Annotated in this window: 27 protein-coding genes and 1 tRNA gene; 20 read left to right on the forward strand and 8 right to left on the reverse strand. The window is 73.1% G+C overall.

Features of this window, described 5'->3' with window-relative positions; genetic code table 11:
- Positions 1-202: 202 nt before the first annotated feature.
- Positions 203-1,189, reverse strand: coding sequence for a DMT family transporter (locus AB0G35_RS26995; RefSeq protein WP_360954699.1), 987 nt, complete (start codon positions 1,187-1,189; stop codon positions 203-205).
- Here AB0G35_RS26995 and AB0G35_RS27000 point away from each other — a divergent pair.
- The 5 genes from AB0G35_RS27000 to AB0G35_RS27020 all read left to right on the forward strand — a co-directional run bounded on the left by AB0G35_RS27000 (position 1,188) and on the right by AB0G35_RS27020 (position 5,368).
- Positions 1,188-2,657, forward strand: coding sequence for a PLP-dependent aminotransferase family protein (locus AB0G35_RS27000; RefSeq protein ID WP_360954702.1), 1,470 nt, complete (start codon positions 1,188-1,190; stop codon positions 2,655-2,657). The two genes, AB0G35_RS26995 and AB0G35_RS27000, sit on opposite strands and share 2 nt — an antisense overlap.
- Before the next feature lie 76 nt (positions 2,658-2,733).
- Complete coding sequence (locus AB0G35_RS27005) at positions 2,734-3,186, forward strand: GNAT family N-acetyltransferase (protein WP_360954705.1); 453 nt, start codon at positions 2,734-2,736, stop codon at positions 3,184-3,186.
- 88 nt (positions 3,187-3,274) lie between these two features.
- Entirely contained in the window at positions 3,275-3,844 is a 570-nt protein-coding gene (locus tag AB0G35_RS27010; protein WP_360954708.1) for a histidine phosphatase family protein, read from the forward strand.
- A 292-nt stretch (positions 3,845-4,136) separates the two neighbouring features.
- On the forward strand, positions 4,137-4,979 hold the full coding sequence (locus AB0G35_RS27015; RefSeq protein WP_360954711.1) for a hypothetical protein: 843 nt from the start codon (positions 4,137-4,139) through the stop codon (positions 4,977-4,979).
- Positions 4,980-4,984: 5 nt separating this feature from the next.
- The gene (locus tag AB0G35_RS27020) at positions 4,985-5,368 is read left to right on the forward strand and encodes a DUF4333 domain-containing protein (protein WP_360954714.1); all 384 of its coding nucleotides are present in this window, start codon (positions 4,985-4,987) and stop codon (positions 5,366-5,368) included.
- A 47-nt stretch (positions 5,369-5,415) separates the two neighbouring features.
- Here AB0G35_RS27020 and AB0G35_RS27025 read toward each other — a convergent pair whose 3' ends face one another.
- Positions 5,416-6,378 (reverse strand): alpha/beta hydrolase, encoded by a 963-nt coding sequence (locus AB0G35_RS27025; RefSeq protein WP_360954717.1) that lies wholly within the window; start codon positions 6,376-6,378, stop codon positions 5,416-5,418.
- A gap of 116 nt (positions 6,379-6,494) precedes the next feature.
- On the opposite strand from AB0G35_RS27025, the gene AB0G35_RS27030 reads away from it, so the two are divergent.
- Positions 6,495-7,040, forward strand: coding sequence for a PadR family transcriptional regulator (locus AB0G35_RS27030; RefSeq protein WP_360954720.1), 546 nt, complete (start codon positions 6,495-6,497; stop codon positions 7,038-7,040).
- A gap of 61 nt (positions 7,041-7,101) precedes the next feature.
- On the opposite strand, the gene AB0G35_RS27035 is transcribed toward AB0G35_RS27030, so the two are convergent.
- Together AB0G35_RS27035 and AB0G35_RS27040 are read right to left on the reverse strand one after the other, a co-directional pair.
- The gene (locus tag AB0G35_RS27035) at positions 7,102-7,863 is read right to left on the reverse strand and encodes a helix-turn-helix transcriptional regulator (protein ID WP_360954723.1); all 762 of its coding nucleotides are present in this window, start codon (positions 7,861-7,863) and stop codon (positions 7,102-7,104) included.
- A gap of 107 nt (positions 7,864-7,970) precedes the next feature.
- Positions 7,971-9,089, reverse strand: coding sequence for a methyltransferase domain-containing protein (locus AB0G35_RS27040; protein WP_360954726.1), 1,119 nt, complete (start codon positions 9,087-9,089; stop codon positions 7,971-7,973).
- 142 nt (positions 9,090-9,231) lie between these two features.
- Between AB0G35_RS27040 and AB0G35_RS27045 the strand changes: the two genes are divergently transcribed.
- The 6 genes from AB0G35_RS27045 to AB0G35_RS27070 all read left to right on the forward strand — a co-directional run bounded on the left by AB0G35_RS27045 (position 9,232) and on the right by AB0G35_RS27070 (position 14,622).
- Positions 9,232-9,423: a DUF1059 domain-containing protein gene (locus AB0G35_RS27045; RefSeq protein ID WP_360954729.1), complete on the forward strand. Its 192-nt coding sequence runs from the start codon at positions 9,232-9,234 to the stop codon at positions 9,421-9,423.
- A 182-nt stretch (positions 9,424-9,605) separates the two neighbouring features.
- A complete protein-coding gene (argC, locus tag AB0G35_RS27050; RefSeq protein ID WP_360954732.1) occupies positions 9,606-10,634 on the forward strand; it encodes an N-acetyl-gamma-glutamyl-phosphate reductase in 1,029 nt (342 codons plus the stop codon).
- A 115-nt stretch (positions 10,635-10,749) separates the two neighbouring features.
- Complete coding sequence (gene argJ / locus AB0G35_RS27055; protein ID WP_360954735.1) at positions 10,750-11,901, forward strand: bifunctional glutamate N-acetyltransferase/amino-acid acetyltransferase ArgJ; 1,152 nt, start codon at positions 10,750-10,752, stop codon at positions 11,899-11,901.
- Entirely contained in the window at positions 11,898-12,836 is a 939-nt protein-coding gene (gene argB, locus AB0G35_RS27060) for an acetylglutamate kinase (RefSeq protein ID WP_360954738.1), read from the forward strand. The genes argJ and argB overlap by 4 nt, the downstream gene beginning before the upstream one ends.
- Complete coding sequence (locus tag AB0G35_RS27065; protein WP_360954741.1) at positions 12,833-14,071, forward strand: acetylornithine transaminase; 1,239 nt, start codon at positions 12,833-12,835, stop codon at positions 14,069-14,071. Before argB ends, AB0G35_RS27065 begins: the two co-directional genes overlap by 4 nt.
- A gap of 8 nt (positions 14,072-14,079) precedes the next feature.
- The gene (locus tag AB0G35_RS27070) at positions 14,080-14,622 is read left to right on the forward strand and encodes an arginine repressor (protein ID WP_360954744.1); all 543 of its coding nucleotides are present in this window, start codon (positions 14,080-14,082) and stop codon (positions 14,620-14,622) included.
- 171 nt (positions 14,623-14,793) lie between these two features.
- On the opposite strand, the gene AB0G35_RS27075 is transcribed toward AB0G35_RS27070, so the two are convergent.
- Positions 14,794-14,867, reverse strand: a tRNA-Pro gene (locus tag AB0G35_RS27075).
- 142 nt (positions 14,868-15,009) lie between these two features.
- Between AB0G35_RS27075 and AB0G35_RS27080 the strand changes: the two genes are divergently transcribed.
- The 6 genes from AB0G35_RS27080 to AB0G35_RS27105 all read left to right on the forward strand — a co-directional run bounded on the left by AB0G35_RS27080 (position 15,010) and on the right by AB0G35_RS27105 (position 22,680).
- Positions 15,010-15,390 (forward strand): DUF488 family protein, encoded by a 381-nt coding sequence (locus tag AB0G35_RS27080; protein WP_360954747.1) that lies wholly within the window; start codon positions 15,010-15,012, stop codon positions 15,388-15,390.
- A 126-nt stretch (positions 15,391-15,516) separates the two neighbouring features.
- Entirely contained in the window at positions 15,517-16,752 is a 1,236-nt protein-coding gene (locus tag AB0G35_RS27085) for an argininosuccinate synthase (RefSeq protein ID WP_360954750.1), read from the forward strand.
- A gap of 79 nt (positions 16,753-16,831) precedes the next feature.
- Positions 16,832-18,265 (forward strand): argininosuccinate lyase, encoded by a 1,434-nt coding sequence (gene argH / locus AB0G35_RS27090; RefSeq protein WP_360954753.1) that lies wholly within the window; start codon positions 16,832-16,834, stop codon positions 18,263-18,265.
- A 120-nt stretch (positions 18,266-18,385) separates the two neighbouring features.
- Positions 18,386-18,937, forward strand: coding sequence for a helix-turn-helix domain-containing protein (locus tag AB0G35_RS27095; RefSeq protein ID WP_360954756.1), 552 nt, complete (start codon positions 18,386-18,388; stop codon positions 18,935-18,937).
- Positions 18,934-20,481 carry an MFS transporter gene (locus tag AB0G35_RS27100; protein ID WP_360954759.1) on the forward strand — a complete coding sequence of 516 codons (1,548 nt, stop codon included), beginning with the start codon at positions 18,934-18,936 and terminating at the stop codon, positions 20,479-20,481. Before AB0G35_RS27095 ends, AB0G35_RS27100 begins: the two co-directional genes overlap by 4 nt.
- Positions 20,482-20,712: 231 nt before the next feature.
- The gene (locus tag AB0G35_RS27105) at positions 20,713-22,680 is read left to right on the forward strand and encodes a bifunctional metallophosphatase/5'-nucleotidase (RefSeq protein ID WP_360954762.1); all 1,968 of its coding nucleotides are present in this window, start codon (positions 20,713-20,715) and stop codon (positions 22,678-22,680) included.
- A 62-nt stretch (positions 22,681-22,742) separates the two neighbouring features.
- Here the strand turns inward: AB0G35_RS27105 and AB0G35_RS27110 are convergent, their stop codons facing one another.
- Positions 22,743-23,414, reverse strand: a complete 672-nt coding sequence (locus AB0G35_RS27110; protein WP_360954765.1) for a lysophospholipid acyltransferase family protein — start codon at positions 23,412-23,414, stop codon at positions 22,743-22,745.
- Positions 23,415-23,744: 330 nt separating this feature from the next.
- On the opposite strand from AB0G35_RS27110, the gene AB0G35_RS27115 reads away from it, so the two are divergent.
- Together AB0G35_RS27115 and AB0G35_RS27120 are read left to right on the forward strand one after the other, a co-directional pair.
- Positions 23,745-24,881, forward strand: coding sequence for a glycerophosphodiester phosphodiesterase (locus AB0G35_RS27115; protein WP_360954768.1), 1,137 nt, complete (start codon positions 23,745-23,747; stop codon positions 24,879-24,881).
- Between the two features lie 249 nt (positions 24,882-25,130).
- Positions 25,131-25,634 carry a GNAT family N-acetyltransferase gene (locus AB0G35_RS27120; RefSeq protein WP_360954771.1) on the forward strand — a complete coding sequence of 168 codons (504 nt, stop codon included), beginning with the start codon at positions 25,131-25,133 and terminating at the stop codon, positions 25,632-25,634.
- Positions 25,635-25,783: 149 nt separating this feature from the next.
- Here the strand turns inward: AB0G35_RS27120 and AB0G35_RS27125 are convergent, their stop codons facing one another.
- Positions 25,784-26,203: a hypothetical protein gene (locus AB0G35_RS27125; protein WP_360954906.1), complete on the reverse strand. Its 420-nt coding sequence runs from the start codon at positions 26,201-26,203 to the stop codon at positions 25,784-25,786.
- 25 nt (positions 26,204-26,228) lie between these two features.
- On the reverse strand, positions 26,229-26,588 hold the full coding sequence (locus tag AB0G35_RS27130; protein WP_360954774.1) for a hypothetical protein: 360 nt from the start codon (positions 26,586-26,588) through the stop codon (positions 26,229-26,231).
- Between the last annotated feature and the right edge of the window lie 33 nt (positions 26,589-26,621).

Below are 26,621 nucleotides of genomic sequence, written 5' to 3' on the forward strand. Positions count from 1 at the left end.
CGACCCGAACGGCCGACGAGGGGACGGCCGAGCGGTTGAACGGCCAACGGTTTCTGGGGTTTACGGGCCTCGGGCGGCCCGGACGGCGCGCTATCTGCCATCGCGGCAAGTTTACGTCCGCGGGGCCGCGACGCATCCGGGGAGCGGGCCGCCGGTTGCCCACGACCGGCGGCCCGGCCCGGGGCCGCAGCGCCCGGGCCGGTCACCCGCGGGCCCGTTGGGTGACCGCGATGCAGGCCAGGACCGCCAGCGCCGTCGCGGGCGCGGCCGGCGGCAGGTGTTCGCCGAGCAGCAGCACCGACCACACCAGGGTCAGCAGCGGCTGGGCGAGCTGGAGCTGGCTCGCCTTGGAGACGCCGATCACGGCCATCCCGCGGTACCAGACCACCAGCCCCAGGAACTGCGAACCGGCCGCCAGCCACAGCAGCCCGGTGACCGCGTGCACGGTCAGCCGCAGCGGCTCGGTGGCCAGCGCGAGGGCCGCACCCGCCGCCGTCACCGGCAGGCACAGCACCAGCGCCCAGCCGATCACCTGCCAGCCCGGCATGTGACGGGCCAGCCGGCCGCCCTCGGTGTAGCCGGCCGCGCACACCAGGAGCGCCGCGAACAGCAGCAGATCTCCGCGGCCCGGGGTGCCGCCGCTCTGCTGTACCGCGAAGGCGAGCACGACGGCGGCGCCGACCAGGGACGCCACCCAGAAGGTGCGGGACGGGCGGGCGCCGGTCCGCAGGGCCGAGCAGGCGGCGGTGGTCAGCGGCAGCAGACCGACCACGACGGCCGCGTGGGACGTGGTGGAGGTCTGCAGCGCCAGCGTGGTCAGCAGCGGGAACCCGAGCACCACGCCGCCCGCCACGACCGCGATCCCGGCCCAGTGGCGGCGCTCCGGGAGGCGCACCCGGAGGACGGCCAGCGCGCTGCCGGCCAGTACGGCGGCCAGCACGCTGCGCAGCATCACCACGGTCCAGGGCCCCATGCCCTCCAGCGCCCAGGCGGTCCCGGGGAAGGTGAGGGAGAACGACGCCACGCCCAGTCCGGCGAGCAGCGCCCCGCGGGCCGCCGGGGTGCGGTCGGCGGACCCGGCGGTCTCCGGGACGGCGGTCCCGACGGTGGCGCCGGCGGTCCCGGAGGACGGGGCGGGGGCGTTCACCGCTATCGCTGCGGCGGTAGTAGCGCTATCGTTGGTACTCATGCAAGAGCGTAGCAGTGTGGCTGAGCTGGCCGCGAGCCTGAGGAACGAGCTGAAGCGCTACTCTCCAGGTGAGAAGCTGCCATCGAGCCGGGCCCTCGTGGAGCGGCACCGCGTCAGCCCGGTGACCGTGTCCCGCGCCCTCGCCGAGCTCGTCGCCGAGGGGCTCGTCACCACCCGGCCCGGCGCCGGCGCCTTCCGGGCCGAGCCCCCGGCAAAGGCCCCCGAGCCGGTCGACACCTCCTGGCAGGAGATCGCGCTCAGCGCCGAACCGGGCGGCGACCAGGTGCCGCGCAGCGTCGACGCGTCCGGCGTGGTGGCCACCCTCGCCCGCCCCGCCCCCGGCGTCATCGAGCTCAACGGCGGCTATCTGCACCCCGACCTGCAGCCCGAACGCGCCCTCGCCGCCGCCCTGGCCCGGGCCGGCCGCCGCCCGGGCGCCTGGGCGCGGCCCCCGGTCGACGGCGTGCCGGAGCTGCGCGCCTGGTTCGCCCGGGAGATCGGCGGCCCCGGCGGCACGCTCGCCGCGAGCGACGTGCAGATCACCGCCGGCGGACAGAACGCGCTGACCGCCGCGCTGCGCGCGCTCGCCGCACCCGGCGCGCCCGTACTCGTCGAATCGCCGACCTACCCCGGCATGCTCGCCGTCGCCCGCGCCTCCGGCCTGCGCCCGGTACCGGTCCCGGTGGACGCGGACGGCGTACGGACCGATCTGCTCGCCGACGCCTTCCGGGTCAGCGGCGCCCGGCTCTTCGTCTGCCAGCCGCTGTTCCAGAACCCGACCGGGGCGGTGCTCTCCGCCGAGCGGCGGAGCGAGGTGCTCCGGGTGGCCCGGGCGGCCGGTGCCTTCGTCATCGAGGACGACTTCGCCCGGCTGCTGGTCCACGACGACGCGGCCGGGCTGCCGCCGACCCTGACGGCGGACGACCGGGACGGCACCGTCGTGCACATCCGCTCCCTGACCAAGGCCACCTCGCCCAACCTCCGGGTGGCCGCGCTCGCCGCCCGCGGCCCGGTCCGCGACCGGCTGCGCGCCATCCAGGTCGTCGACAACTTCTTCGTGCCCGGACCGCTCCAGGAGACCGCCCTGGAACTGGTCGGATCACCCGCCTGGAGCCGTCATCTCCGGTTCATCGCGGGCGAGTTGACCGTCCGCCGGAACGCGCTGACCACGGCGCTGCGGGACCGGCTGCCGGCCCTCGCCGGACCCGGTGCCACGTTCCCGTACGTGCCGTACGGGGGCTACCAGCTCTGGCTGCGGCTGCCGGACGGCGCCGACGAGGCCGCGCTGACGGATGCGGCACTGCGCGCCGGGGTCGCGGTCGCCGCCGGCCGCCCGTACTTCGCCGCCGAACCCCCGGCCGGGCACCTCCGGCTGAGCTTCGCGGCCGCGGCAGGCCCGGCCGAGATCACCGAGGGCGTCCGCCGGCTGCGTACGGCCTGCGACGAGCTCGGGGTGGCCGTCGGGTGACGGCGCAGGGCGGCACGGCGACGACCGGGGGCACACCGGTTCGACGCCGCCGCCGCCCTTCTGGGAATCTCCCGGCATGAACGCGCACGCCCTCGACGGCTACGAGATCTCCACCGACCCGGCCCGCCTGGACGCCGACCTGGTCCACAGCTGGCTCGCCACCGACGCCTACTGGGCCCTGGACCGGCCTCGGGCGCTGCACGACCGTGCCGTCGCGGGCTCGCTCAACTTCGGCCTGTACGCGTCCGGTTCCGGCCGCCAGGCGGCGTACGCCCGGGTCGTGACCGATCACGCCACCTTCGCCTGGCTCTGCGACGTCTACGTCTGCCGGGACGACCGCGGCAAGGGGCTGGGCACCGCCCTGGTCGAGGCCATCGCCGACCACCTGGCGCCCAGCGGGCTGAACCGGCTCACCCTCGCCACCAAGGACGCCCACGGCGTCTACGAGAAGGTCGGCTTCCGGCCGCTGGTGGCACCCGAGCAGTGGATGACCCTCGGACTGGTCGACCCGGGTCCGCTGGGGATCTGAGCGGGCCGGGCGGCTGTCTCCGAGCGGGTCCGCTCGCGATCTGCGCAAGCGAGGTCCCACCGGCCGGTCCGCCTCTTACCATCGGCGAATGAGCGTCCGACTCACCCTGCTGGCCGCGGCCCGCAGTTCCGCGCTGCTCGCGACGCAGTTCGACGACGACCGCCCGCTCGACGCGAGGGGCTGGCGGGAGGTCGAGCGGGCCGCGCCCGTGCTGTGCCGGCTCGCCGCCGCCGAGCTGCGCTACTGCTCGCCGTCCGCGCGCTGCCGGGAGACCGGGGAGGGGCTGGGCCTGCGCCCGCTGCCCCAACCCGCGCTGCGCGACTGCGACATGGGGCGCTGGCGCGGCCGCACGCTGGGGGAGGTGACGGCCGCCGAGCCGGCCGCGGTCGAGACCTGGCTGGCCGACCCGCGCTCGGCCCCGCACGGCGGGGAATCGCTGCTGGCCTTCATCACCCGGGTCGGAGGCTGGCTGGACACCCGCCCGGTCGAGGACGCCGCCGGACTGCTCGCCGTCGCCGAGCCCGGCGTGGTCCGGGCCGCCCTGGTCTACGCCCTCCAGGCAACGCCGCACTCGTTCTGGCGCATCGACGTGCGGCCGCTGTCGGTGGTCACCCTCAGCGGCCGCGCCGGCAAGTGGGACCTCCGGCTGGAGCCGTGAGCGGCCCGTACCGTTCCGCTCGTCACCCGTGCCCGTGGTCTCTGTGCCCCTGGTCATCCGTGCCCCTGGTCATCAGTGCCCCTGGTCACCGTCCCGCTCGCCACTCCCCGACACGTCGTCACGGACCGTCACCACCCGGAAAGCCCATCCCGCGCACTCCGCTGTCCGGGGCATGCGCACCCGGTGTGACCTGCGCGAACGGCGACAGTCGCGGCCTCGCCCCAGGTCCCGGGCGGCGACCGCGGTGCCCATCGAGGTGCGGGCCGTCGGGCGGGGCGCTTCTCTGTGGGGTATGCACATAAGCCACATTCCTCTCTACGCGCTGGCGGCCGGCGGTCTGGCGGTGTCCGTCCTGCTCTTCGGTGACGGGGACGGTGCGGACGCCGCCACGGACACGGCGGGCGAGGCGGTGAGCGGCGCCGCGTCCCAGGCCGTCCCGGGTCCCGCTCCGGACGCCTCCGGGGCGGTGACCGTCCAGCCCGAGCGGGTGGCGCCGGGCGGGGCGTTCTCGGTGTACGACGGCGGCCTCTGCGCGGGCGGGTCCGCCGAGGCCCGCTTCGACAGCCCGGACATCCCGGCCGTGCGGCTGGCCCCGATGGGCAGCCGCGCGGGCACCACCGCCGTCCTGCCGCAGGGCGTCACCGCGGGCACGTACCGGGTCACCGTCGTCTGCGGCGGCGGAACGGGCACCCGGCAGCACCACGCGGTGTACGAGGCGGCCGGCGAACGGGAGGACGGCGACAGCCGGGAAGGCGGCGGGCAGGAAGCGGCGAAGACCGCCACCGGCACCCTGACCGTCACGGACGGCCCGCTCCTGGCCACCCCGGTCTCCGGCGGCTCCGGGACGTTCTCCGGTGGCGCGGCCCCCGAGGACGGCGCCGCCGCGGACGAGGAGCTTTCCGACGATTCCGGGCTCGATGATTCCGGGCTCGATGATTCCCGGTTCGACGGTTCCGGGCCCTCCGACGACTCCGGCAGCTACCTCCCGCAGGGCGGCTCGCGCACCGGTCTCGGCGGGGCGGCCGGCCGCGACGGTGACCGTACGGCCGCGGTGCTCGGCGGGCTGGCGCTGGTCGGCGCGGCCGGCTGGGGAGCGGGCGCCCACCGCCGGCGCGCCCGCCGGGCCCGGGGCTGACGCCGGTGACCGGTCAGCCACCGTCCCGCCGCGCACCGGCCGGCGGACTGCTCCTTGGCCTGCTCACCGCCCTCCTCGCGGCCGGTACCGCCCTCCTCGTGCTCGTTGTGCCCCCGCTGTACGGCCGGGACGCGACCAGCGAGGTCGACGACGGCACCCACACCGTCCCGCGCACCGAGATCGCCCGCACCCTCAGCGGCCAGCTCACCCTCCCGTTCCGCACCGGCCCGGACGCGGTGCACTGCTCGGGCGACCTGCGGCCGGTGCGGTCCGCCGCGGTGCGCTGTACGGCGCACTTCCCGATCGGCCGGGACCGCCACCTGACCGTCGAGGTCACCCGCGTCCACGACGGCAAGGTGACCTACCGCCGGCGCTCGGTGCCCCGCTGAAGTCACCGACCGGCGGCAGCCCCCGGCCGGCCGGGGGCCCGGGCGGGTCAGCCGAGGGCGGTGCGCAGCGCCGCCAGCCAGTGGGCGGTGGTGCGGCGGGCCAGCTCGGACTCCGGGGCGTACGCCTCGAAGAAGTGCCAGGCGCCGGGGACGTCCTTGACCTCGACCGGGACGTCCGCCTCCGTCAGACGCCGGGCGTACTCCAGGCCCTCGTCGCGGAGCGGGTCGAGACCGCAGGTCAGGACGTAGGCGGGCGGCAGCCCGGTGAGGTCGGTGGCCCGGGCGGGAGCCGCGTAGGCGGGGGTGTCGGGACCGCGGCCGGGGCCGAGGTAGGTGTCCCAGGTGCGCGCGATGCCCTGGCCGTTGATGATGCGCGGGTCCTCGATCCGCCGCCGGGAGGCGGCCCGGTCGCGGTCGTCCAGGCAGGGGATCAGCAGGCACTGGAACGCGATCCGCGGCCCCTGGCGGTCGCGGGCCATCAGACAGACGGCGGCGCTCAGATTGCCGCCCGCGGAGGCGCCGGTGACGGCGATCCGGTCGCGGTCGATGCCGAGTTCGTCCGCCGACGCGGCCATCCACTCCAGCGTGGCGTAGCAGTCCTCGACCCCGGCCGGGTAGCGGTGCTCGGGGGCCAGCCGGTAGTGGACGTTGACCACCACCGCGCCCGCCGCGACACAGGCGTTGCGCGCCATCGGGCTGGGCCCGTCCAACTCCCCGTACGCGAAGCCGCCGCCGTGCAGGTAGAGGACGCCGGGCAGCACCCCCTCGGCGCCGGCGGGACGCAGTACCTGCACGTCGAGGGCGTTGCCGTCCGGCCCGGGGACGGTCAGTTCCCGCACCGTCACCCGCGGGTCGCGGGCCGGCATCAGCGGTGTCATGAGCTGCCGGAAGCCGCTGCGCACCGCCTCGATGTCGGCGTACGGGTCGGCGGGGCGCGGGGGCAACCGGTCGAGGACGGCCGCCAGTTCGGGATGCGGGCGGACGGCGGTCGTGGTGGTGCGGCTGGTCATGGGGTTCCCCGTTCGTGTGGTGCGTGAGATCCAACCATCTCATTGAGATGGTCTCGGTGAGAGGGAAGGTATGGTCTCAATGAGATGGTGTCAAGGGGAGTGAGAGGCGGCGGAGGATGGCGGAGTACAGCCCGGCGAGATACGTCGTGCTCGGTCTGATCGCGCGGCACGGGGCGATGACGCCGTACGAGCTCAAATCCCGCGTCGAGGACGACATCCAGCCGTTCTGGCCGATCCTGCATGCGCAGCTGTACCGCATCCCGGCGGAGCTGGCAGCGGCCGGTCTGCTGCGCGAGGAGACCGAGACGGCGGGCCGCCGCCGGCGGATCTTCCACCTCACGGCGCAGGGCCGCGCCGCCCTGGAACGCTGGCTGGCCGACCCGGACACCCCCGAGGCGGAGACCCGCGATCCGGCCCAGCTGAAGCTGTTCTTCGCCGACCTCGGCACCGCGGCGGACATCGTCGCGCTGGCCACCCGGCAGGCCGAACGGCACCGCGGATGGCTCGCCCACTACGAGTCGCTGCGCGCCGCCCTCGATCCGGCCGAGGACTCCCGGCAGCGCTCCCGGGCCCGGCTGCTGCGGCTCGGGGTGCTGCACGAGCGGGCCCACGCGGAGTTCTGGGAGTCGATGGCCGCCGACCCGGACCGGCTGGACGACTGAGGCGGACGGACGACGGTCGCCGCCGGACCGCCTCGCCGGCCGAGGCGGACGCGCGGCCCCGTTACCGCAGCGGCCGCACCGTCGCCGTCTCCCGCGTCAGCCAGGCGTTCGCCGCCTCGACCCGGCTGCCGACCCGCAGCTTGGCGTAGGCGTGCTCCAGGTGCTTGTCGACCGTGCGCGGGCTGATCGCCAGCCGGTGCGCGATCTGCTGGTTCGTCAGGCCGCGGGCCAGCAGGGCGAGTACGGCGGACTCCCGGCGGGTGACCGGCGGCGGGGCGGGCGCCGCCGGGGCGAGCCGGGTGAGGACCCGGGTGAGCCGGCCGCGCAGCAGTGCCGCGGTGGCCACGTCGTCGTCGGAGAAGTCGCTGCCGGCCCGGTTGACCGCCACGCACACCTTGCGCGGCGGCTCACCGGTGCCGCCGGCCGGGAACGACATCGCCAGCTGCTGCTCGGCGCCGAGCGGCCGGTACACGTCCCGGTAGGCGGCCAGCGCGTGGAACGCGCCGCGGGTCTGCAGCGTCGAGCGGCGCATCGGCGTACCGGGGCCGACGGTGGTGTGCAGTACGAGGGAGTCGGTGGCCGCCTCGCGGGCGAAGGCGTCGCGGACGTCCTGGCTCAGCAGCCCGGCGGGGACGGTGAGCGGACGCTCCGCGCTCCCGGCGTGCGGCGACCAGACGATGCTGTCGCCGGGAACCGCTCCGAGAAGCAGCGGGAGCAGGACCGGAACGAGGGTGTCCTCGTCGACGGCATCGATGACGGCATCCATCAGGAGGTCCACGACGGCGAGGATCCGTCGCAGGCCGACCTCGGCGGCCGGGGTCATGTTCCCAGCGTGCCGAGGGGGGCCGGGGCCCGTCAAGGCAGGTCCGCCCGGCCCCCGGGTGCCACCCGGCCGGCCGGGGGAAGACCGGCCGGGCGCGTCAGGCGCGGTTAACGCCCGACGGCATAGACGCGGTTGACCGGGCTCTCGGCGGCGAGCCGCCAGTCGTGGAGCCCGGCGTCGGCGGCGATCTTCCGCATCGCCTCCTCACCCGCGTGGTTTTCCCGCGCCTGCGGTCCGTGCCGGGCCGGCGTGGACCGCAGGCAGACGACGACCGAGGCGGCGGTCGGCGCCCGGCCCACCGGACCGGCGTTCTCCCGGGCGGTGGCCGACCCTCTCCCGGACGCCGTCCGGGAGGTGCCCCCAGGTTCGACGATCATGCAGGTGCCGCCATCGGCCAGCGCGTGCTCGGCGTGCCGCAGCGCGCCGCCCGGGTCGCCGGTGTCGTGCAGGCAGTCGAAGAAGGTGATCAGGTCGAAGTTCTCGCCCGGGAAGTCCTGTGCGCCGGCGACGTCGAAGCTGACCCGGTCGGCCAGTCCCCGCTCGGCCGCGATGCCGCGGGCGGCCTCGACGGACGGGCGGTGGACGTCGAAACCCCGGAAGGACGACCGGGGGAAGGCCCGGGCCATCAGCGTCGTGGAGTAGCCGTAGCCGCAGCCGACGTCGGCGACCCGCGCACCGCGCTCCAGCTTCTCCACCACGCCGTCCAGTGCGGTCAGCCACTCCGGTACCAGCGAGGCGGTGGATCCGGGGCGGAAGAACTCCGCGGTGCCGGCGAACAGCGCCGGGCCGCGCTCCTCCCGGCCGACGCCCTCGCCGGTGCGGAAGGCGTCCATCAGGCTGTCCTCGGTGGCGTACACGGCCTGCAGCATGGTGAAGAACCCGGCGGCGTACGTGCTCCGGTCCGGGTCCGCCAGGACGGCGGCGTGCTCGTCGGGCAGCAGGTAGGTGTCGGTCCCGGGGGAGTACGCGACGTACTCGCCGGCCACCTGGGCGTCGAGCCACTCGCGGACGTAGCGCTCGACCAGGCCGGTGCGGGCGGCGAGCCGGGCGGAGGTGAGCGGGCCGGCGCCGGCCATGGCCGCGTACAGGCCCAGCCGGTCGCCGAGCGAGGTGCACAGCCCGGCCACCGCGGCCCCGCCGTCGGTGATCACCTTCTCCAGGAACTCCTGCACCCGCTCCTGGTCCACGGCGCGGGACGGGGTGCCGGCAGAGGTCGAAGTCGCCACGTCCCGCACCTCCCGTCGCCTCCACGAGCGGTCACCAGGTCGTCTTCCACTCCACCAGCCCGGCGCTCCCGCGCGCCATACGGGATTCGCCGTATACGGCGGAGCCGGGCGCCCGCCGACACTGGGAGTGAGGAGGTGCGCCATGCGCAAGAAGATCGACTGCCGCGACTACCCGAGCGAGACCAACTGCTCCCTCGTGATCTCCGGCGAGGAGGAGGAAGTGGTGCGCGCGGCCACCGCGCACGCGATATCCGTCCACGGTCACACCGACAGCCCGGAGCTGCGGGACCAGATCCGGGCCTCCCTGAAGAACGAGATGCCGCAGCCCGCCTGAGCCGCGGCGCACCCGGCCACCGGGGAATGCCGAGGCCCTCCCGCCGCCCCGCAGCACGGGGCGGCGGCCGCACGTGCGGCGGGGAAAGGGCGCGGCACCCTCCGGGGCCGGGCGTGGGCAACGGAAGGCATTGCATAAAACTGCCGCATTCCGTATAGTCATGCCATCGACGAGGAGGGTCCATGACGGTACGAGCGGCAGTGGCCGGTGCGAGCGGATACGCGGGCGGTGAAGTCCTGCGTCTGCTGCTCGCCCACCCCGAGGTGGAGATCGGCGCCCTGACGGCCAACTCGAACGCCGGCCAGCGCCTGGGCGCACTCCAGCCCCACCTGTTCCCGCTGGCCGACCGCGTCCTCGACGAGACCACCCCCGAGGTCCTCGCCGGTCACGACGTGGTCTTCCTCGCGCTGCCGCACGGCCAGTCCGCGGCCGTCGCCGAGCAGCTCGGCCCGGACGTCCTCGTCGTCGACATGGGTGCCGACTTCCGGCTGAAGGACGCCGGCGACTGGCAGAAGTTCTACGGCAGCGAGCACGCCGGGACCTGGCCCTACGGGCTCCCCGAACTGCCGGGTGCCCGCGCGGCGTTGGAGGGGTCCAAGCGCATCGCGGTACCCGGTTGCTACCCGACGGCCGTCTCGCTGGCCCTCTTCCCGGCGTACGCCGCGGGGCTCGCAGCGAACGAGGCCGTGATCGTCGCCGCCTCCGGCACCTCCGGCGCCGGCAAGGCCCCCAAGCCGCACCTGCTCGGCTCGGAGGTCATGGGCTCCATGTCCCCGTACGGCGTCGGCGGCGGCCACCGGCACACCCCCGAGATGATCCAGAACCTCAGCGAGGTCGCGGGGGAGCGGGTCTCGGTCTCCTTCACGCCGACGCTCGCGCCCATGCCGCGCGGCATCCTCGCCACGTGCAGCGCGAAGGCCAAGGACGGCGTCACCGCCGGGGCCCTGCGCGCCGCGTACGAGAAGGCGCTCGCGGACGAGCCGTTCGTCCACCTCCTGCCCGAGGGCCAGTGGCCCGCCACGGCCGCCGTCCACGGCTCCAACGCCGTACAGATCCAGATCGCGCACGACGAGGCCGCCGGCCGCATCATCGTGATCAGCGCCATCGACAACCTCACCAAGGGCACCGCCGGCGGTGCCGTCCAGTCCATGAACATCGCCCTCGGTCTCGACGAGACGACGGGGCTCTCGACGATCGGAGTCGCGCCGTGAGCTGGGGGTACCGCCCAGCGGCAACTGGGGGAGGGCGCGCAGCCGCCGGGCCGCAGATGACGACGAAAGCCGTGCCGCTGCGCTGCGCGGGCGGAGAAGCGAACAAGGAGACACAGTGAGTGTGACGGCAGCCAAGGGATTCACGGCGGCGGGTATCGCCGCCGGGATCAAGGACAGCGGGAACCCGGACCTGGCCCTCGTGGTCAACAACGGGCCCCGCCAGGCCGCCGCGGGCGTCTTCACCTCCAACCGCGTCAAGGCCGCCCCCGTCCTCTGGTCCGAGCAGGTCCTCAAGGGCGGCGCGGTCTCCGCCGTCGTCCTCAACTCCGGTGGCGCCAACGCCTGTACGGGCCCGAAGGGCTTCCAGGACACCCACGCCACCGCCGAGAAGGCCGCCCAGGTCCTCGGCCTGAGCGCGGGTGAGGTGGCCGTCGCGTCCACCGGCCTGATCGGTGTCCTGCTCCCCATGGACAAGCTGCTTCCGGGCATCGAGACCGCCGCCGCGCAGCTCTCCGAGCACGGCGGTGAGAAGGCCGCCCTCGCCATCAAGACCACCGACACGGTGCACAAGACCGCCGTGTACGAGGGCGACGGCTGGACCGTCGGCGGTATGGCCAAGGGCGCCGGCATGCTCGCGCCCGGCCTCGCCACCATGCTCGTCGTGCTCACCACGGACGCCGACCTCGACGGCGACGTCCTGGACCGGGCCCTGCGGGACGCCACCAAGGTCACCTTCGACCGGGTCGACTCCGACGGCTGCATGTCCACCAACGACACCGTCCTCCTCCTCGCCTCCGGAGCCTCCGGGGCCGCCCCGGAATACGCGGAGTTCGCGCAGGCCGTACGGACCGTCTGCGACGACCTGGGCCAGCAGCTGATCCGGGACGCCGAGGGCGCCAGCAAGGACATCAAGGTCGAGGTGATCAACGCCGCGAGCGAGGCGGACGCCGTCGAGGTCGGGCGCTCCATCGCCCGCAACAACCTCCTCAAGTGCGCCATCCACGGCGAGGACCCGAACTGGGGCCGGGTGCTCTCCGCCATCGGCACCACCTCCGCGGCCTTCGAGCCGGACCAGCTGAACGTCGCCATCAACGGCGTCTGGGTCTGCAAGAACGGCTCGGTGGGGGAGGACCGCGACCAGGTCGACATGCGCTACCGGGAGGTGCGGATCACCGCCGACCTCGCCGCCGGCACCGAGTCCGCGGTCATCTGGACCAACGACCTGACCGCCGACTACGTCCACGAGAACAGCGCGTACTCCTCATGACCACGACCCGCAAGCACACCGCGCTGCCCAAGGCCCGCACCCTCATCGAGGCGCTGCCCTGGCTGACCCGCCACCACGGCAAGACCGTCGTCATCAAGTTCGGCGGCAACGCCATGGTCGACGAGGAGCTCAAGCGCGCCTTCGCCCAGGACGTGGTCTTCCTGCGGCACGCCGGACTGCGCCCCGTCGTCGTGCACGGCGGCGGCCCGCAGATCAGCGCCCATCTGGACCTGCTCGGCCTGCCGTCGGAGTTCAAGGGCGGCCTGCGGGTCACCACGCCCGAGGCGATGAACGTGGTCCGGATGGTGCTGGCCGGCCAGGTCCAGCGCGAGCTCGTCGGGCTGCTCAACGAGCACGGTCCGCTCGCCGTCGGCATGACCGGCGAGGACGCCCATCTGATGACCGCCACCAAGCACTACGCCGACATCGACGGCGAGCGGGTGGACATCGGCCGGGTCGGCGAGATCACCGACATCGACCCCGGCGCGGTCCAGGCACTGCTGGACGACGGCCGGATCCCGGTCATCTCCTCCATCGCCCGCAGCAGCGACGAGGAAGACGTCCGGTCCGGTGCCGCCGGCGCCGCGGGCGTCTTCAACGTCAACGCCGACACCGCCGCGGCCGCCCTGGCCGCCGCCCTCGGCGCCGAGACGCTGATGGTCCTCACCGACGTCGAGGGCCTCTACGAGGACTGGCCGAACAGCGACGAGGTGATCTCCCGCCTCACCGCCGGCGAACTGGAGAAGCTGCTGCCCGACCTGGCCAGCGGCATGGTCCCGAAGATGCAGGGCTGCCTGTACGCGGTGCGCAACGGCGTGCACACCGCCCGGGTCATCGACGGGCGGGTCCAGCACTCGATCCTGCTGGAGATCTTCACCGACGAAGGAATCGGCACGATGGTCGTGCCGGACGCGGAAACCGAGGGGGAGTCATGAGTCCGGAGGCACCCGACCAGGGTCCGGTGACCAACGAGGGCCTCACCCGGCGCTGGCAGGGCGCCATGATGGACAACTTCGGCACCCCGCGCGTCCCCCTCGTCCGCGGTGAGGGCGCCAGGGTGTGGGACGCCGACGGCAAGGAGTACCTCGACTTCCTCGGCGGCATCGCGGTCAACGCCCTCGGCCACGCCCACCCCGCCGTGGTCCGCGCGGTCTCCGACCAGATCGCCACCCTCGGCCACGTCTCGAACTTCTTCGTCGCCGAGCCCACCGTGGCGCTCGCCGAGCGGCTGCTCGCGCTGGCCGGCGGACGCCCCGGACGGGTGTACTTCTCGAACTCCGGCGCCGAGGCCAACGAAGCCGCCTTCAAGATCGGCCGGCTGACCGGGCGCACCCACATGGTCGCCACCGAAGGCGGCTTCCACGGCCGCACCATGGGCGCCCTCGCCCTCACCGGCCAGCCCGCCAAGCAGGCCCCGTTCGCCCCGCTCCCCGGAGACGTCAGCCACGTCCCGTACGGGGACGTCGAGGCGCTGCGGGCCGCCGTCACCACCGACACCGCCCTCGTCGTCCTGGAGCCCGTCCAGGGCGAGAACGGCGTGGTCGTACCGCCCCCCGGCTACCTCCGCGCCGCCCGCGAGATCACCGCCGCCACCGGCACCCTGCTCGTCCTGGACGAGATCCAGACCGGCATCGGCCGGACCGGCCACTGGCTGGAGTCCCAGGCGCAGGGCGTCGAGGCGGACGTCATCACCCTCGCCAAGGGCCTCGGCGGTGGCCTGCCGATCGGCGCCACCCTGGCCTTCGGCCCGGCCGCCGGCCTGCTCACCCCCGGGTCGCACGGCTCGACCTTCAGCGGCAACCCGGTGGTCTGCGCCGGCGCCCTCGCCGTCCTCGACACCATCGAGGCGGACGGGATCCTCGGGCACGTCAAGCGCGTCGGCGAGCGGCTGCGGGACGGGATCGAGGCGCTGGGCGACCCAATGGTCGGCCAGGTCCGCGGTGCGGGCCTGCTCCTCGGTATCGTCTTGACGGAGCCGCTCGCGCCGCGCGTGCAGCAGGCGGCTCAGGACGCGGGTCTCCTGGTGAACGCGGTCGCGCCGGACGTCATCCGGCTCGCCCCGCCGCTGATCGTCTCCGACGACGAGGCGGACACGTTCCTGCGGAGGCTCCCCGACGTCCTCGACGCGGCCCGCCAAGGGGCCGACGGGGAACAACGATCCGGAGACTGACGAGACCGATGAGCGAGCCGCAGGACAACGAGCTGTACAACGGCGGCCAGGCCGTACCGCAGACCCGCACCGCCCGCCACCGCCGGATCGTGGACATCCTCAACCGGCTGCCGGTCCGCTCCCAGAGCCAGCTCGCGAAGCTGCTCGCCGACGACGGCCTGTCCGTCACCCAGGCGACGCTCTCCCGCGACCTGGACGAACTGGGCGCGGTGAAGATCCGCAACACCGGCGGCGAGCTGATCTACGCGGTGCCCAGCGAGGGCGGTGACCGCAAGCCGCGCGCCCCGCTGGGCGAGTCCGCCAAGGAGGAGCGGATGCGCCGCCTCTCCGGCGAACTCCTCATCTCCGCCGAGGCGTCCGCCAACCTCGTCGTCCTGCGCACCCCGCCCGGCGCCGCCCAGTTCCTGGCCTCCGCCATCGATCAGGCGGAGCTGCACGACATCCTCGGCACCATCGCCGGCGACGACACCCTGATGCTCATCAGCCGCGACCCCCACGGCGGCCAGGCCCTCGCCGACCACCTGCTCCGCCTAGCCCAGAAGGCCCGCTGAACCGCCCGCCTCACACCGGCGAGAGCACGCAGCAGCCCTTGGCCCGCCCGCCGGCCCGCCGCAGGACCGGCGGGCCGTCGTAGCGGTCCGCCCGGAACGCAGGAACGCCGAAGGCCCTGCCGCACCGAAGTGTGGCAGGGCCTTCAACCGGGCCTTGGGCCCTTTGCACCGTCGGGACGACAGGATTTGAACCTGCGACCCCTTGACCCCCAGTCAAGTGCGCTACCAAGCTGCGCCACGTCCCGGTGCTGCGGCCGGCCGGAAGGTCCCGGCCGGGGCGTGCAGAAGAAAAATACCCTGTCCCGGGCCGTGAATCCAAAGCGGGTCCTCCAAGGGGCGCTTCCCGGTCTCCCGGCGGGGTGGGGGCTTCCGTGCTTCGATGGGGTTATGGGTGAAATGTCCGACGGTGCGGGGATCCGGATGCGGCGGGTGTACGAGCCGGCCGAGAAGGCGGACGGGGTGCGGGTGCTGGTGGACCGGCTGTGGCCGCGCGGGCTGTCCAAGGAGGACGCGGCACTGACGGAGTGGTGCAAGGACGTGTCCCCCTCGTCGGAGCTGCGGCGCTGGTACGGGCACGAGGAGGGGCGGTTCGAGGCGTTCGCCGAGCGCTACCGCGCGGAACTGGCGCAGGAGGAGGCGGCCGGGGCGGCGCTGGAGCGGCTGCGGGAGCTCGCCGGCCAGGGACCGCTGACGCTGCTGACGGCGACGAAAGAGGTGCCGCTCAGTCATGTCGCGGTGCTGGCCGAGGTGCTCCGGAAGGGGCTCTGAGGAGGTTCGATGTGCCGGCGGTTCCTCCTCGGTCCCTCGTTGACCAGGGCGTTCCCCGTTCATTGACGAAACATACGGTGGAGTGCATACTTATGCCTATCAGGGCATGCACGTAAGGAGAGACCCGTGACCGAGCGCGTCGTACTCGCCTACTCGGGCGGCCTGGACACCTCCGTCTGCATCGGCTGGATCGCCGAGGAGACGGGCGCCGAGGTCATCGCCGTCGCCGTGGACGTCGGTCAGGGCGGCGAGGACCTGGACGTCATCCGCAAGCGGGCGCTCTCCTGCGGCGCGGTCGAGGCCGAGGTCGCGGACGCCCGGGACGAATTCGCCGACGAGTACTGCCTCCCGGCGATCAAGGCCAACGCGCTGTACATGGACCGGTACCCGCTGGTCTCCGCGCTCTCCCGGCCGGCGATCGTCAAGCACCTGGTGGCCGCCGCCAGGAAGCACGGCGCCACCACCGTCGCGCACGGCTGCACCGGCAAGGGCAACGACCAGGTCCGCTTCGAGACCGGGATATCCTCCCTGGCCCCCGACCTGAAGTGCATCGCCCCGGTCCGTGACTACGCCATGACCCGGGACCGGGCGATCGCCTTCTGCGAGGAGAAGAACCTCCCGATCGCCACCACCAAGAAGTCGCCGTACTCCATCGACCAGAACGTCTTCGGGCGGGCCGTGGAGACCGGCTTCCTAGAGGACATCTGGAACGCGCCCATCGAGGACGTCTACGAGTACACCCAGAACCCGGCCACCCCGCGCGAGGCCGACGAGGTCGTCATCACCTTCCACGAGGGGGTGCCGGTCGCCCTCGACGGCAAGCCCGTCACCGTCCTGCAGGCCGTCCAGGAGCTCAACCGGCGGGCCGGCGCCCAGGGCGTCGGCCGGATCGACATGGTCGAGGACCGTCTCGTCGGCATCAAGTCCCGCGAGGTGTACGAGGCGCCCGGTGCCATCGCGCTGATCACCGCCCACCAGGAACTGGAGAACGTCACCGTCGAGCGCGAACTCGCCCGCTACAAGCGGCAGGTCGAGCAGCGCTGGGGCGAGCTGGTCTACGACGGCCTGTGGTTCTCGCCGCTCAAGCGGGCGCTGGACGGCTTCATCGACGAGGCCAACCGGTTCGTGTCCGGTGAGATCCGGATGACGCTGCACGGCGGCCGCGCCGTGGTCACCGGCCGGAAGTCCGAGCAGTCGCTGTACGACTTCCACCTGGCGACGTACGACACCGGCGACACCTTCGACCAGTCGCTCTCGAAGGGCTTCATCGAGCTCTTCGGCATGTCCAGCAAGATCGCGGCCCGGCGTCAACTGCGGGCCCGGCCCGACGCGACCCGGCCCGAGCCCGGCTCGTTGGCCTGACGGCACTACGTACCACGGCCGTCTCCCCGCCCCGCGGTGGGGAGGCGGCCGCACATCCCATCCCTTGCGAGGAGCAGCAGTGAGCAGCAACAGCGGTGACGTCCGGCTGTGGGGCGCCCGGTTCGCCGACGGGCCCGCCGAGGCCCTGGCCCGGCTGTCGGCGTCCGTCCACTTCGACTGGCGCCTCGCGCCGTACGACATCGCCGGGTCCCGGGCGCACGCCCGGGTCCTGCACAAGGCGGGGCTGCTCAGCGAGGACGAGCTGGCGCGCATGATCGCCGGGCTCGACCAGCTCGAAGCGGACGTCGCCGACGGCTCGTTCACCGGCACCGTCGCCGACGAGGACGTGCACACCGCCCTGGAGCGCGGGCTGCTGGAGCGGCTCGGCCCGGACCTCGGCGGCAAGCTGCGGGCCGGCCGGTCCCGCAACGACCAGGTCGCCACCCTCTTCCGGATGTACCTGCGCGACCACGCCCGGATCATCGGCGGGCTGATCGCCGACCTCCAGGAGGCGCTGATCGGCCTGGCCGAGGCCCACCCGGACGCGGCGATGCCGGGCCGTACGCATCTGCAGCACGCCCAGCCGGTGCTGTTCGCGCACCACGTGCTGGCGCATGTGCAGTCGCTGTCCCGGGACGCCGAGCGGCTGCGGCAGTGGGACGAGCGGACCGCCGTCTCGCCGTACGGCTCGGGCGCGCTGGCCGGTTCGTCCCTCGGGCTCGACCCGGAGGCGGTGGCCCGGGACCTCGGCTTCGAGCGCGGCAGCGCCGGCAACTCCATCGACGGCACCGCCTCCCGCGACTTCGTCGCCGAATTCGCCTTCATCACCGCGATGATCGGGGTGAACCTCTCGCGGATCGCGGAGGAGGTCATCATCTGGAACACGAAGGAGTTCTCCTTCGTCACCCTCCACGACGCCTTCTCCACCGGCTCGTCGATCATGCCGCAGAAGAAGAACCCGGACATCGCGGAGCTGGCCCGCGGCAAGTCCGGCCGCCTCATCGGCAATCTGACCGGCCTGATGGCGACGCTCAAGGCGCTGCCGCTCGCGTACAACCGCGACCTCCAGGAGGACAAGGAGCCGGTCTTCGACTCCTGCGACCAACTGGAGCTCCTGCTCCCGGCGTTCACCGGCATGATGGCCACCCTGACCGTGCACCGCGAGCGGATGGAAGAGCTCGCCCCGGCCGGGTTCTCGCTCGCCACCGACATCGCGGAGTGGCTGGTCAAGCAGGGTGTGCCGTTCCGGGTGGCGCACGAGGTCGCCGGCGCCTGCGTCAAGGAGTGCGAGGCGCACGGTATCGAGCTGGACCAGCTGACCGACGAGCAGTTCGCCAAGATCTCGCCGCATCTGACCCCCGAGGTCCGCGAGGTGCTCCACGTCCCCGGCGCACTCGCCGCGCGCAGCGGCCGCGGCGGCACCGCCCCCGCGGCGGTGGCGGTACAGCTCGCCGAGATGCGCGCCGACCTGGTGCGGCAGCAGGAGTGGGCGGCGGCCAAGCAGCCGCGATAGGCGACGACGGATCCGTACTGGCGGCCCGTACCCGGAGGACATCCCGGGTGCGGGCCGTCGCCGTCCCACAAGAATGTCCGGTGTGAGACAAGAGTGTCTCATTCGGCTATCCTGTGTCTCATGGCCGTGGATCGTGAACACGTACTCAAGGAAGCCGCCGCGCTGCTGACGCGCCGGGCATCGACGTCGATGGACGAGATCGCCCGGGCCGCCGGCATCAGCCGGGCGACCCTGCACCGGCACTTCGCAGGACGGGACGCGCTGATCCGCGCGCTCGAAGAGCACGGGATCGCCCGCTTCGCGCAGGCGATGGACACCGCCCGGCTCGACGAGGACGACGCCCCCGCCGCGCTCCGCCGGCTGATCCGGGAGGCCGAACCGGTCGCCGCCGTCCTCGCGTTCCTCTTCACCGAGAACCAGCTCTTCGAGGACGGCGACATCAACGCCGGCTGGGCGGAGCTCGACGCCCGTATCACCGCCCTCTTCCGCCGCGGCCAGGAGGACGGCGACTTCCGCCTCGACCTGAGCGCCGCCTGGTTCACCGAGGCGTTCTACGGCCTGATCGGCGCCGGCGCCTGGGCCGTCCACGAAGGACGGGTCGCCCGCAACGACCTCACCCACTCGATCGCTGAGCTGCTGCTCGGTGGCATCCGACGGAGCATGGAGAAATGACCGAGACCATAGCGTCAGCCCGGGCCGGTTCGGCCCATGTGGACGACCAGCCCCGCCCCGGACGCTGGCTCGCCCTGGCCGTCCTGGTCCTGGCCGTCCTGCTGGTCGGCGTCGACGCCACGGTCCTCGGCCTCGCCACCCCCTTCCTCAGCGAGGACCTCCGCCCGTCCGGCACCCAACTGCTGTGGATCGGCGACATCTACTCCTTCGTCATCGCCGGACTGCTGGTCTCCATGGGCAGCCTCGGCGACCGCATCGGACGCAAGAAGCTGCTGCTGACGGGCTCGGTCGGGTTCGGCGCGATGTCGGTGCTCGCCGCCTACGCCACCAGCCCGGAGATGATGATCGCCGCCCGGGCGCTGCAGGGCGTCGCGGGCGCCACGCTGATGCCGGCCACCCTCGCGCTGATCCGCAACCTCTTCCACGACCCCAGGGAACGCAGCCTGGCCATCGGCATCTGGGGCGCGATGGCCTCGGCCGGCATGGCCGTCGGGCCGGTCGTCGGCGGCTTCCTGCTGGGGCACTTCTGGTGGGGCTCGGTCTTCCTCATCAACCTGCCGGTGATGCTGCTGCTGGTCGCCGTCGGCGCCAAGGTGATCCCCGAGTCCCGCAACCCCGACCCCGGCCCCTGGGACATCCCCAGCGTGCTGCTGGCCCTGGTGGGCATCGTCGGCGTCGTCTACGCCGTCAAGGAAGCCGCCGTGGACGGCTACCGCTGGGACGTCGCGCTCACCGCCGTCCTCGGCGTCCTCGCCCTCGTCGTGTTCGTCCGCCGGCAGCTCACCCTGGACTCCCCGCTGCTCAACATGAAGCTCTTCCAGCACCGGGGCTTCTCCGGGGCGGTCCTCGCGGACCTGCTGACCATCCTCGGACTGTCCGGCCTGGTCTTCTTCCTCTCCCAGTTCCTCCAGATGGTGCAGCTGCGCTCGCCGCTCAACGCCGGACTGATCGAACTCCCGGCCGCGATCGGTGCGGTGGGCGCCGGACTCGTCGCCGGACGGGTCGCCCGCAAGCTGTCCGTACGGGTCGTGGTGGCCGGCGGCCTGGCCGTGGTCGGGCTCGCACTGGCCGGCTGCACCACCCTGCACGCCGACACCGGCACCGCCGCGATGTGCGTCATCCTCCTCGTCGTCGGCATCGGCGCCGGCTTCTCCTTCACCGTCACCGCCGACGTCATCCTCTCCAACGTGCCCAAGGAGGAGGCCGGCGCGGCCTCCGCGGTCTCCGAGACCGCCTACGAACTGGGCGCCGCGCTCGGCATCGCCCTGCTCGGCTCCATCGTCACCAGCATCTACCGCGGCTTCCCCACCCCGGCGGACGTCCCCGAACACGCCGCCGGCGCGGCCCGCGAATCGCTCGGCGGCGCCGTCGAGACCGCCGTCCAGCTCCCCTCCCACCAGGGCGCCGCGCTGATGAGGGCCGCTCAGCACTCCTTCGTGGACGGCGTGGACGCCGCGGCCGCGGTCGGTTCCGGGGTGCTGCTCGCCGCCGCGGTCGCGGCCTGGTTCCTGCTCCGCGGCCAGGAACTCGCCGACGGCCGGTAGCCCCGCCGCGCCGTCCACCGCTCCGCCGGACGGCGGTCGCACCCCCGCCCCAGGGCGTGTCTGATGGATCACCCCGCCCCGCACCCGCGATGATCCACAGGACACGCCCTGGGGGCGACTGTCCCCCGCCCGTTCACGCCCGGTACGCGCGCTGGTGACCGGCCGTCAGGCGCGGCTCGCTCGACTCTCCGGTCGTCCCCCTACGGACGGCCCGCTCAGGAGAGTGACGCAGTGCGCGACATCGGACGACGGTCCTTCTTCACCGCCGCGGGGGCCCTGGCCACCGCGAGCGCCATCGGAAGCAACGCCTACGCCACCGGCCACGCCCGCGACGCGGCCACCGCCGACGAATACGTCGACGTCCAGCTCCTCAACATCACCGATCTGCACGGCTACCTGCAGGGCGCCCCCGGCGCCCACTCCGTCATCACCGGCGCCGGCGGGAAGACCTACACCGTGGGCGGCGTCGCCTACATGGCCGCCCACCTGGAGCGGCTGCGCGACGGCCGCCGCAACTCCCTCTTCTTCGCCCCCGGCGACCTCTTCTCCGGCTGGGAGTTCGACGCCGCCGCCTTCGCCGACGAACCCACCATCGAGGCCCTCAACGCCATGGGCCTGGACTTCGCCTCCGCCGGGAACCACGAATTCGACAAGTCCGCACGCTTCCTGACCTCGCACATGGAGGACGGCGACGCCTTCCCCACCGCCGGACGCGACGACGACTTCAAGGACTCCACCGGACGCCGCTTCCGCGGCGCGGAGTTCCCGTACTACAGCGCCAACATGGTGTGGAAGGCCACCGGCGAACGCGTCCTGGCGCCGTACAACATCGTGCACGTGGACGCCGGCCGCGGCCGCCGGCTGCCGATCGGCTTCATCCACCTGACCGCCATCGGCACCGAGTCCTTCCCCGGCTCCTACCAGCCCGGCCTGCGCACCCTGGACGAACTGGAGACCGCCAACCGCTGCGCCGCCGAGCTGAAGAAACGCGGCGTCAACGCGATCGTGCTCAGCATGCACGACGGCGCGGTGGCCGGCAGCGACTTCTCCAGCGGCAAGAACCCCTCCGGCCCGGCCTACGAACTGGCGCTGCGCGCCTCGCCGGACATCGACGCCATCGTCACCGGCCACTGGCACTGCGCCTTCACCATGATGCTGCCCGACCCCGACGGCGAGCCCCGCCCCTTCGTCGAGGCCGGCTGCTACGGCCAGATCATCAACGAGATCAACCTGCGCCTCGACCCGGACACCGGGGCCGTCGTCCGGGAACTGACCACCTCCGTCAACCACCCCAACACCCGGGACGTGGCCCCCGATCCGGAACTGCGGTCCATCGCCTCCTACTGGGCCGGCTACGGCAGCCGGCGGGCCCGCACCAAGATCGGCACCCAGACCGCCTCCTTCTCCCGGCGCCGCAACGCGCTGGGGGAGTCCACCATGGGCAACCTCGTCGCCGACTGGGCCCTGTGGGCGGGCCGGCAGCCGCCCGGCCCGATGGCCGACCCCGCCGAGCACCCGGACACCCCCGCCGACCTCGCGGTCATCGCGGTCGCCCCGCGCGTCGGCCAGGCGGTGATCGCCGGGGACCTGATCCGGGACGAGGAGTCGGACGGCACCGTCACCTTCGCCCAGGCCTGGAACGCGGTCGGCTTCGGCGACCCGATCGTCACCGTCACCGTCACCGGCCGGCAGATCCACGACGCCCTGGAGGAACAGTGGGCGCCGACCGCCGGCGGCGGCCTCGGCTTCTCCCCGCTCGCCGTCTCCGCCAACGTCCGCTACACCTTCGACGCCGCCGGCAGGGTCGGCCGCCGGGTGGACCCCGCCGACGTCCTCATCGACGGCACCGCCCTCGACCTCAAGCGCAGCTACCGCCTCGCCGCGCCCTCCTACACCCTGATCAACCAGGACGGCTTCAGCGCCTTCACCGGCTTCACCGCCCCCGTGCGGCACACCCGCGACTTCGAGAGCTTCATCGCCTTCGTGCGGACCCGCAAGCGGCTGGTGCCCGCCCCGCTGGGCCGGGTCGCGGTCAAGAACGCCGATCTGCGCGGCGCCCGCACCGGCACCGTCACCCAGCGCCAGCAACTGCTCCAGGACGGCAGCGTGGTGCCGCGCCCCGAGGCGGCGCTGCGCACCGCGCTGACCGGCGGCCCCGAGGGCCAGCGCGCCCCCGGCGGCTTCCGGGTGCCCTGCTGACACACCACGGGCCCCGTCCGCGGCTGCGGACGGGGCCCGTGATGCCGTGTCGGACCGCCGGCTCAGGCGGCGGCCCTGGCCTTGGTGGCGTAGATGTCGACGTACTCCTGGCCGGACAGCTCCATGACCTCGCTCATCACCTCGTCGGTGACGGCCCGCAGGACGTAGCGGTCGCGGTCCATCCCGTCGTACCGGGAGAAGTCCAGCGCCTCACCGAAGCGGATGGTCACCGGGGCGATCCGCGGCCGGCCCTTGCCGCCGGGCTGCACCTTGTCCGTGCCGATCATCGCGAACGGGACGACGGGCGCGCCGGTCATCAGGGCGAGCCGGGCGATGCCGGTACGGCCGCGGTAGAGACGGCCGTCGGGGGAGCGGGTGCCCTCGGGGTAGATGCCGAACGCCTTGCCCTGCTCCAGCACCCGGCGGCCGGTCATCAGGGCCGCCACCCCGCCGTGGCCGCCGTCGCGGTCCACCGGGATCATGCCGGCGCTGGTGAAGAACCAGGCCATCAGCCGGCCCTTGATGCCGGTGCCGGTGACGTACTCGTCCTTGCCGATGAAGTACACCGGCCGCTTGACCACCAGGCTGAGGAAGAGCGAGTCGATGAAGGTGACGTGGTTGCCGGCCAGGATCACCGGTCCGGTCGCCGGAATGCGCTCCATACCCTCGACCTTCGGGCGGTAAAGGACACGCATGACGAATCCGAGAATCGCCTTGAGCACAATGCGGGACAACGGGTCCTCCGGGTCGTGGCTTGCTGGTCGGGGTCAAGCGGGCGCAGAACTCTGCAGCCCAGGACGATACTCGCGGGTCACTCCCGCGCGCACATCCGGGTTCATGAGGTCGATACGCACAGTTGACTCACGGTTGACGTGTGTTACCACCATGTTCCCCCCGAAGTCGTCGTGCGTCTCCCCGGCATGGCCCGTCCGTGCCTACGATCGGCCCGGTTCTACGGGTGCCCGTGCAACACGCCTTGACGCCGACCGGAAAACACCCGGAAGCACCGAAGCGCCCGGGCGGACCCGGACCGCACGAGACGACGCACAACAAGGAGCGTGGGTATGCAGAAGCGGCAGCAGCCGGGACGGCGGACGGTACTGGGGGCGGCGGCCCTCGGTGCGGGGGCGGCGGTGTTCGGCGGGGCCGGGCAGGCGAGCGCCGCCGGGAGCGGCACGGCGGGCCGGGAACTGCCGGTCCCGCTGATCGTCGGCCACCGCGGCGCCAGCGGCTACCGCCCCGAGCACACCTTCGGCTCCTACCAACTCGCCCTCGACATGGGCGCGGACGTCATCGAGCAGGACCTCGTCCCCACCAAGGACGGCCATCTGGTCTGCCGGCACGAGAACGACATCACGGCCACCACCGACGTCTCCGCACACCCGGAGTTCGCCGACCGCAGGACCACCAAGACCGTCGACGGACAGCAGCTGACCGGGTGGTTCACCGAGGACTTCACGCTCGCCGAGCTCAAGACCCTGCGCGCCAAGGAGCGCATACCGGGCACCCGGCAGCACAACACCCTCTACGACGGCCGGTGGCAGGTGCCCACCTTCGAGGAGGTCCTTGGGTGGGCCGAGCGGGAGGGCCGCAAGCGGGGCCGCCGGGTCTGGCTGCACATCGAGACCAAGCACCCCACCTACTTCCGCAAGCTCGGCCTCGGCCTGGAGGAGCGCCTCGCCAAGGCCCTGCGCGCGCACGGCCGGCACCGCCGCAACTCCCCGAACTTCCTGCAGTCCTTCGAGCCCGGCAGCATCCGGCGGCTCGGCGAGCTCGTCGACTGCCCCAAGGTCGTGCTGCTGGGCACGCTGAAGGACCGCCCCTGGGACTTCACCGAGGCGGGCGACCCGCGTACCGTCGCCGACCTGGTCACGCCCGAGGGCCTGAAATGGATCGCCGGCTTCGCCGAGGGCATCGGCCCGGACCTGACCGTGATCATCCCGCGGGACAAGGACGGCAAGCTCGGCACGCCCACCTCCGTCGTCCGGGACGCGCACGCCGCCGGGCTGGTCCTGCACCCGTACACGGTCCGTAACGAGAACACGTTCCTGCCGGCCGACTACCGCCGCGGCACCGACCCCGACGCCTACGGCGACGCCCTCGGCGTCTTCAAGGCGTACCTCGGCACCGGCATCGACGGGCTGTTCTCCGACAACCCGGACACCGCGCTGCTGGCCGCCGCGGAGTTCCGCAAGGGCTGACCGGCCGCCCGGCCACCGACCGGCACCGGGCCCTGACCTCCCCCGAAACTCTCATCTGAGTTGGGAATGTCACAGAAGAGCTCGGTGCCGGTCCGTTCCGCTTGCCCCAATTGCCTGCGCAGAATGCTCCCGGCGGCGGTTGCCGCCGCCACATTCCGGGGAGTCCGGAAGTCAGGGCACCACGTCCGGGCGCACACCCCTCTCACCCTCGCGCGCCCGGGCCAACCGAATAAGGGGAGGCATACGCGCATGGGCACGAGCGTGACCATCTCTGCGGCGACCGACGAGGACGCCGAGCAGATCCTCAAACTGCAGTACCTCTGCTACCAGTCGGAGGCCGCGCTGTACGACGACTACGGCATCGAGCCGCTCACCCAGACACTGGCCGCGCTGCGCGCCGAACTGAGCGAGGGCTGCGTACTGGTGGCCCGGCTCGGCGACGAGGTGGTCGGATCCGTGCGCGGCACCGTCGATGCGGCGGGCACCGCGGCGATAGCCAAGCTCATCGTGCACCCCCGGCTCCAGCGGCACGGTCTCGGCGGCCGGCTGCTCGCCGCGGTCGAGCAGCGGCTGGCCGAGGAGCGCTCGGCCAAACGTTTCCGCCTCTTCACCGGCCACCGCAGCGAGGGCAATCTGCGGCTGTACCGCAGCCACGGCTACGCGCCCGTGGGCACCGAGCAGCTCAGCCGGCGGCTGAACGTGGTCACGCTGGAGAAGGAGGCCGCGGCCGAGGAGTTCGTGGCCCAGGCGTAGCGGCTCGTACGTCGCACGTCGCGGCCCTCGCGGAAGTCGCGAAGGCCGCCGGTGTCGCGAAGGCCGCCGACCTCGCGGCAGGGGGGCGGGCCCGCTGTGGGGGCGGGCCCGTCCACCGGCGATGTGCCGCACGCGCCCGGGGACGGCCGTTACGCCGTGCGCGCCCTGCGCAGCCACAGCATCCCGGTGACCGGCAGCAGGACCGGGATGAAGAGGTAGCCCCTGCCGTAGTCCGACCAGACCGTGGCGTCGGGGAACGCCGACGGCTCCACCAGCGTCCAGGTGCCCACGATCAGCACGCCCACCAGTTCCGCCGCACAGCACACCAGGGCCGCCCGGCGGGCCCGGTCGCCGCCGCGGACGAGCGAGTAGGTGATGAAGCCGTAGACCAGGCCGGCGAGCGCGGAGAGCGTGTACGCCAGCGGGGCCCGGTCGAAGTCCGTGGCGATCTGGAAGACCGAGCGCGACACGGCCCCGACGACCATCACGCCGTACAGCCAGACCAGCAGGATCCCGGGGCCGCCGATCAGCTTCCGGCGGGTGCCCGGCGCACCCTCCTCGGCGGTCAGGCCGGCCTCGCCGGATGCCGTCACGTCAGCCTCCCCAGATGTCGAACAGGCGCACTTCGAGCACGGCCAGCACCACGCCGCCGGCGGACACCGTCAGCGAACCCCAACGGCTGCGTTCCGCAAGGGACATGAAGCCCGCCGCGGGAACGCAGGCGAACGCACCGAGCAAATACGCCACGAAGATCGTCGTGCCCTGCGCGGGCTTCTCGCCGCGCGCCAGCTGGACGATGCCGACGACCAGCTGCACCACGGCGAGCAGCGACACCACGGCCATGCCGATGAAGTGCCAGTCCATGGTCCGCTGGTCCCGGTAGGCGGCGAAGCCGCACCAGGCGGCGAGCGCGAGCGCGGCCACGCCGATCGCGGCCGTCAGGGCATCAAGCATGCCGAGACCCTATTACGGGCCGAAAAGCCCGAT

This window comes from Streptomyces sp. NPDC021749 (assembly GCF_040640655.1).
Taxonomy (GTDB): domain Bacteria; phylum Actinomycetota; class Actinomycetes; order Streptomycetales; family Streptomycetaceae; genus Streptomyces.

Coding starts and splice junctions, on each gene's coding strand:
- AB0G35_RS27000 (WP_360954702.1), top strand. CDS start 1,188: ATGCAAGAGCGTAGCAGTGTGGCTGAGCTGGCCGCGAGCCTGAGGAAC.
- AB0G35_RS26995 (WP_360954699.1), bottom strand. CDS start 1,189: ATGAGTACCAACGATAGCGCTACTACCGCCGCAGCGATAGCGGTGAAC.
- AB0G35_RS27005 (WP_360954705.1), top strand. CDS start 2,734: ATGAACGCGCACGCCCTCGACGGCTACGAGATCTCCACCGACCCGGCC.
- AB0G35_RS27010 (WP_360954708.1), top strand. CDS start 3,275: ATGAGCGTCCGACTCACCCTGCTGGCCGCGGCCCGCAGTTCCGCGCTG.
- AB0G35_RS27015 (WP_360954711.1), top strand. CDS start 4,137: ATGCACATAAGCCACATTCCTCTCTACGCGCTGGCGGCCGGCGGTCTG.
- AB0G35_RS27025 (WP_360954717.1), bottom strand. CDS start 6,378: ATGACCAGCCGCACCACCACGACCGCCGTCCGCCCGCATCCCGAACTG.
- AB0G35_RS27030 (WP_360954720.1), top strand. CDS start 6,495: ATGGCGGAGTACAGCCCGGCGAGATACGTCGTGCTCGGTCTGATCGCG.
- AB0G35_RS27035 (WP_360954723.1), bottom strand. CDS start 7,863: ATGACCCCGGCCGCCGAGGTCGGCCTGCGACGGATCCTCGCCGTCGTG.
- AB0G35_RS27045 (WP_360954729.1), top strand. CDS start 9,232: ATGCGCAAGAAGATCGACTGCCGCGACTACCCGAGCGAGACCAACTGC.
- argC (WP_360954732.1), top strand. CDS start 9,606: ATGACGGTACGAGCGGCAGTGGCCGGTGCGAGCGGATACGCGGGCGGT.
- argB (WP_360954738.1), top strand. CDS start 11,898: ATGACCACGACCCGCAAGCACACCGCGCTGCCCAAGGCCCGCACCCTC.
- AB0G35_RS27065 (WP_360954741.1), top strand. CDS start 12,833: ATGAGTCCGGAGGCACCCGACCAGGGTCCGGTGACCAACGAGGGCCTC.
- AB0G35_RS27070 (WP_360954744.1), top strand. CDS start 14,080: ATGAGCGAGCCGCAGGACAACGAGCTGTACAACGGCGGCCAGGCCGTA.
- AB0G35_RS27080 (WP_360954747.1), top strand. CDS start 15,010: ATGGGTGAAATGTCCGACGGTGCGGGGATCCGGATGCGGCGGGTGTAC.
- AB0G35_RS27095 (WP_360954756.1), top strand. CDS start 18,386: ATGGCCGTGGATCGTGAACACGTACTCAAGGAAGCCGCCGCGCTGCTG.
- AB0G35_RS27100 (WP_360954759.1), top strand. CDS start 18,934: ATGACCGAGACCATAGCGTCAGCCCGGGCCGGTTCGGCCCATGTGGAC.
- AB0G35_RS27115 (WP_360954768.1), top strand. CDS start 23,745: ATGCAGAAGCGGCAGCAGCCGGGACGGCGGACGGTACTGGGGGCGGCG.
- AB0G35_RS27120 (WP_360954771.1), top strand. CDS start 25,131: ATGGGCACGAGCGTGACCATCTCTGCGGCGACCGACGAGGACGCCGAG.
- AB0G35_RS27130 (WP_360954774.1), bottom strand. CDS start 26,588: ATGCTTGATGCCCTGACGGCCGCGATCGGCGTGGCCGCGCTCGCGCTC.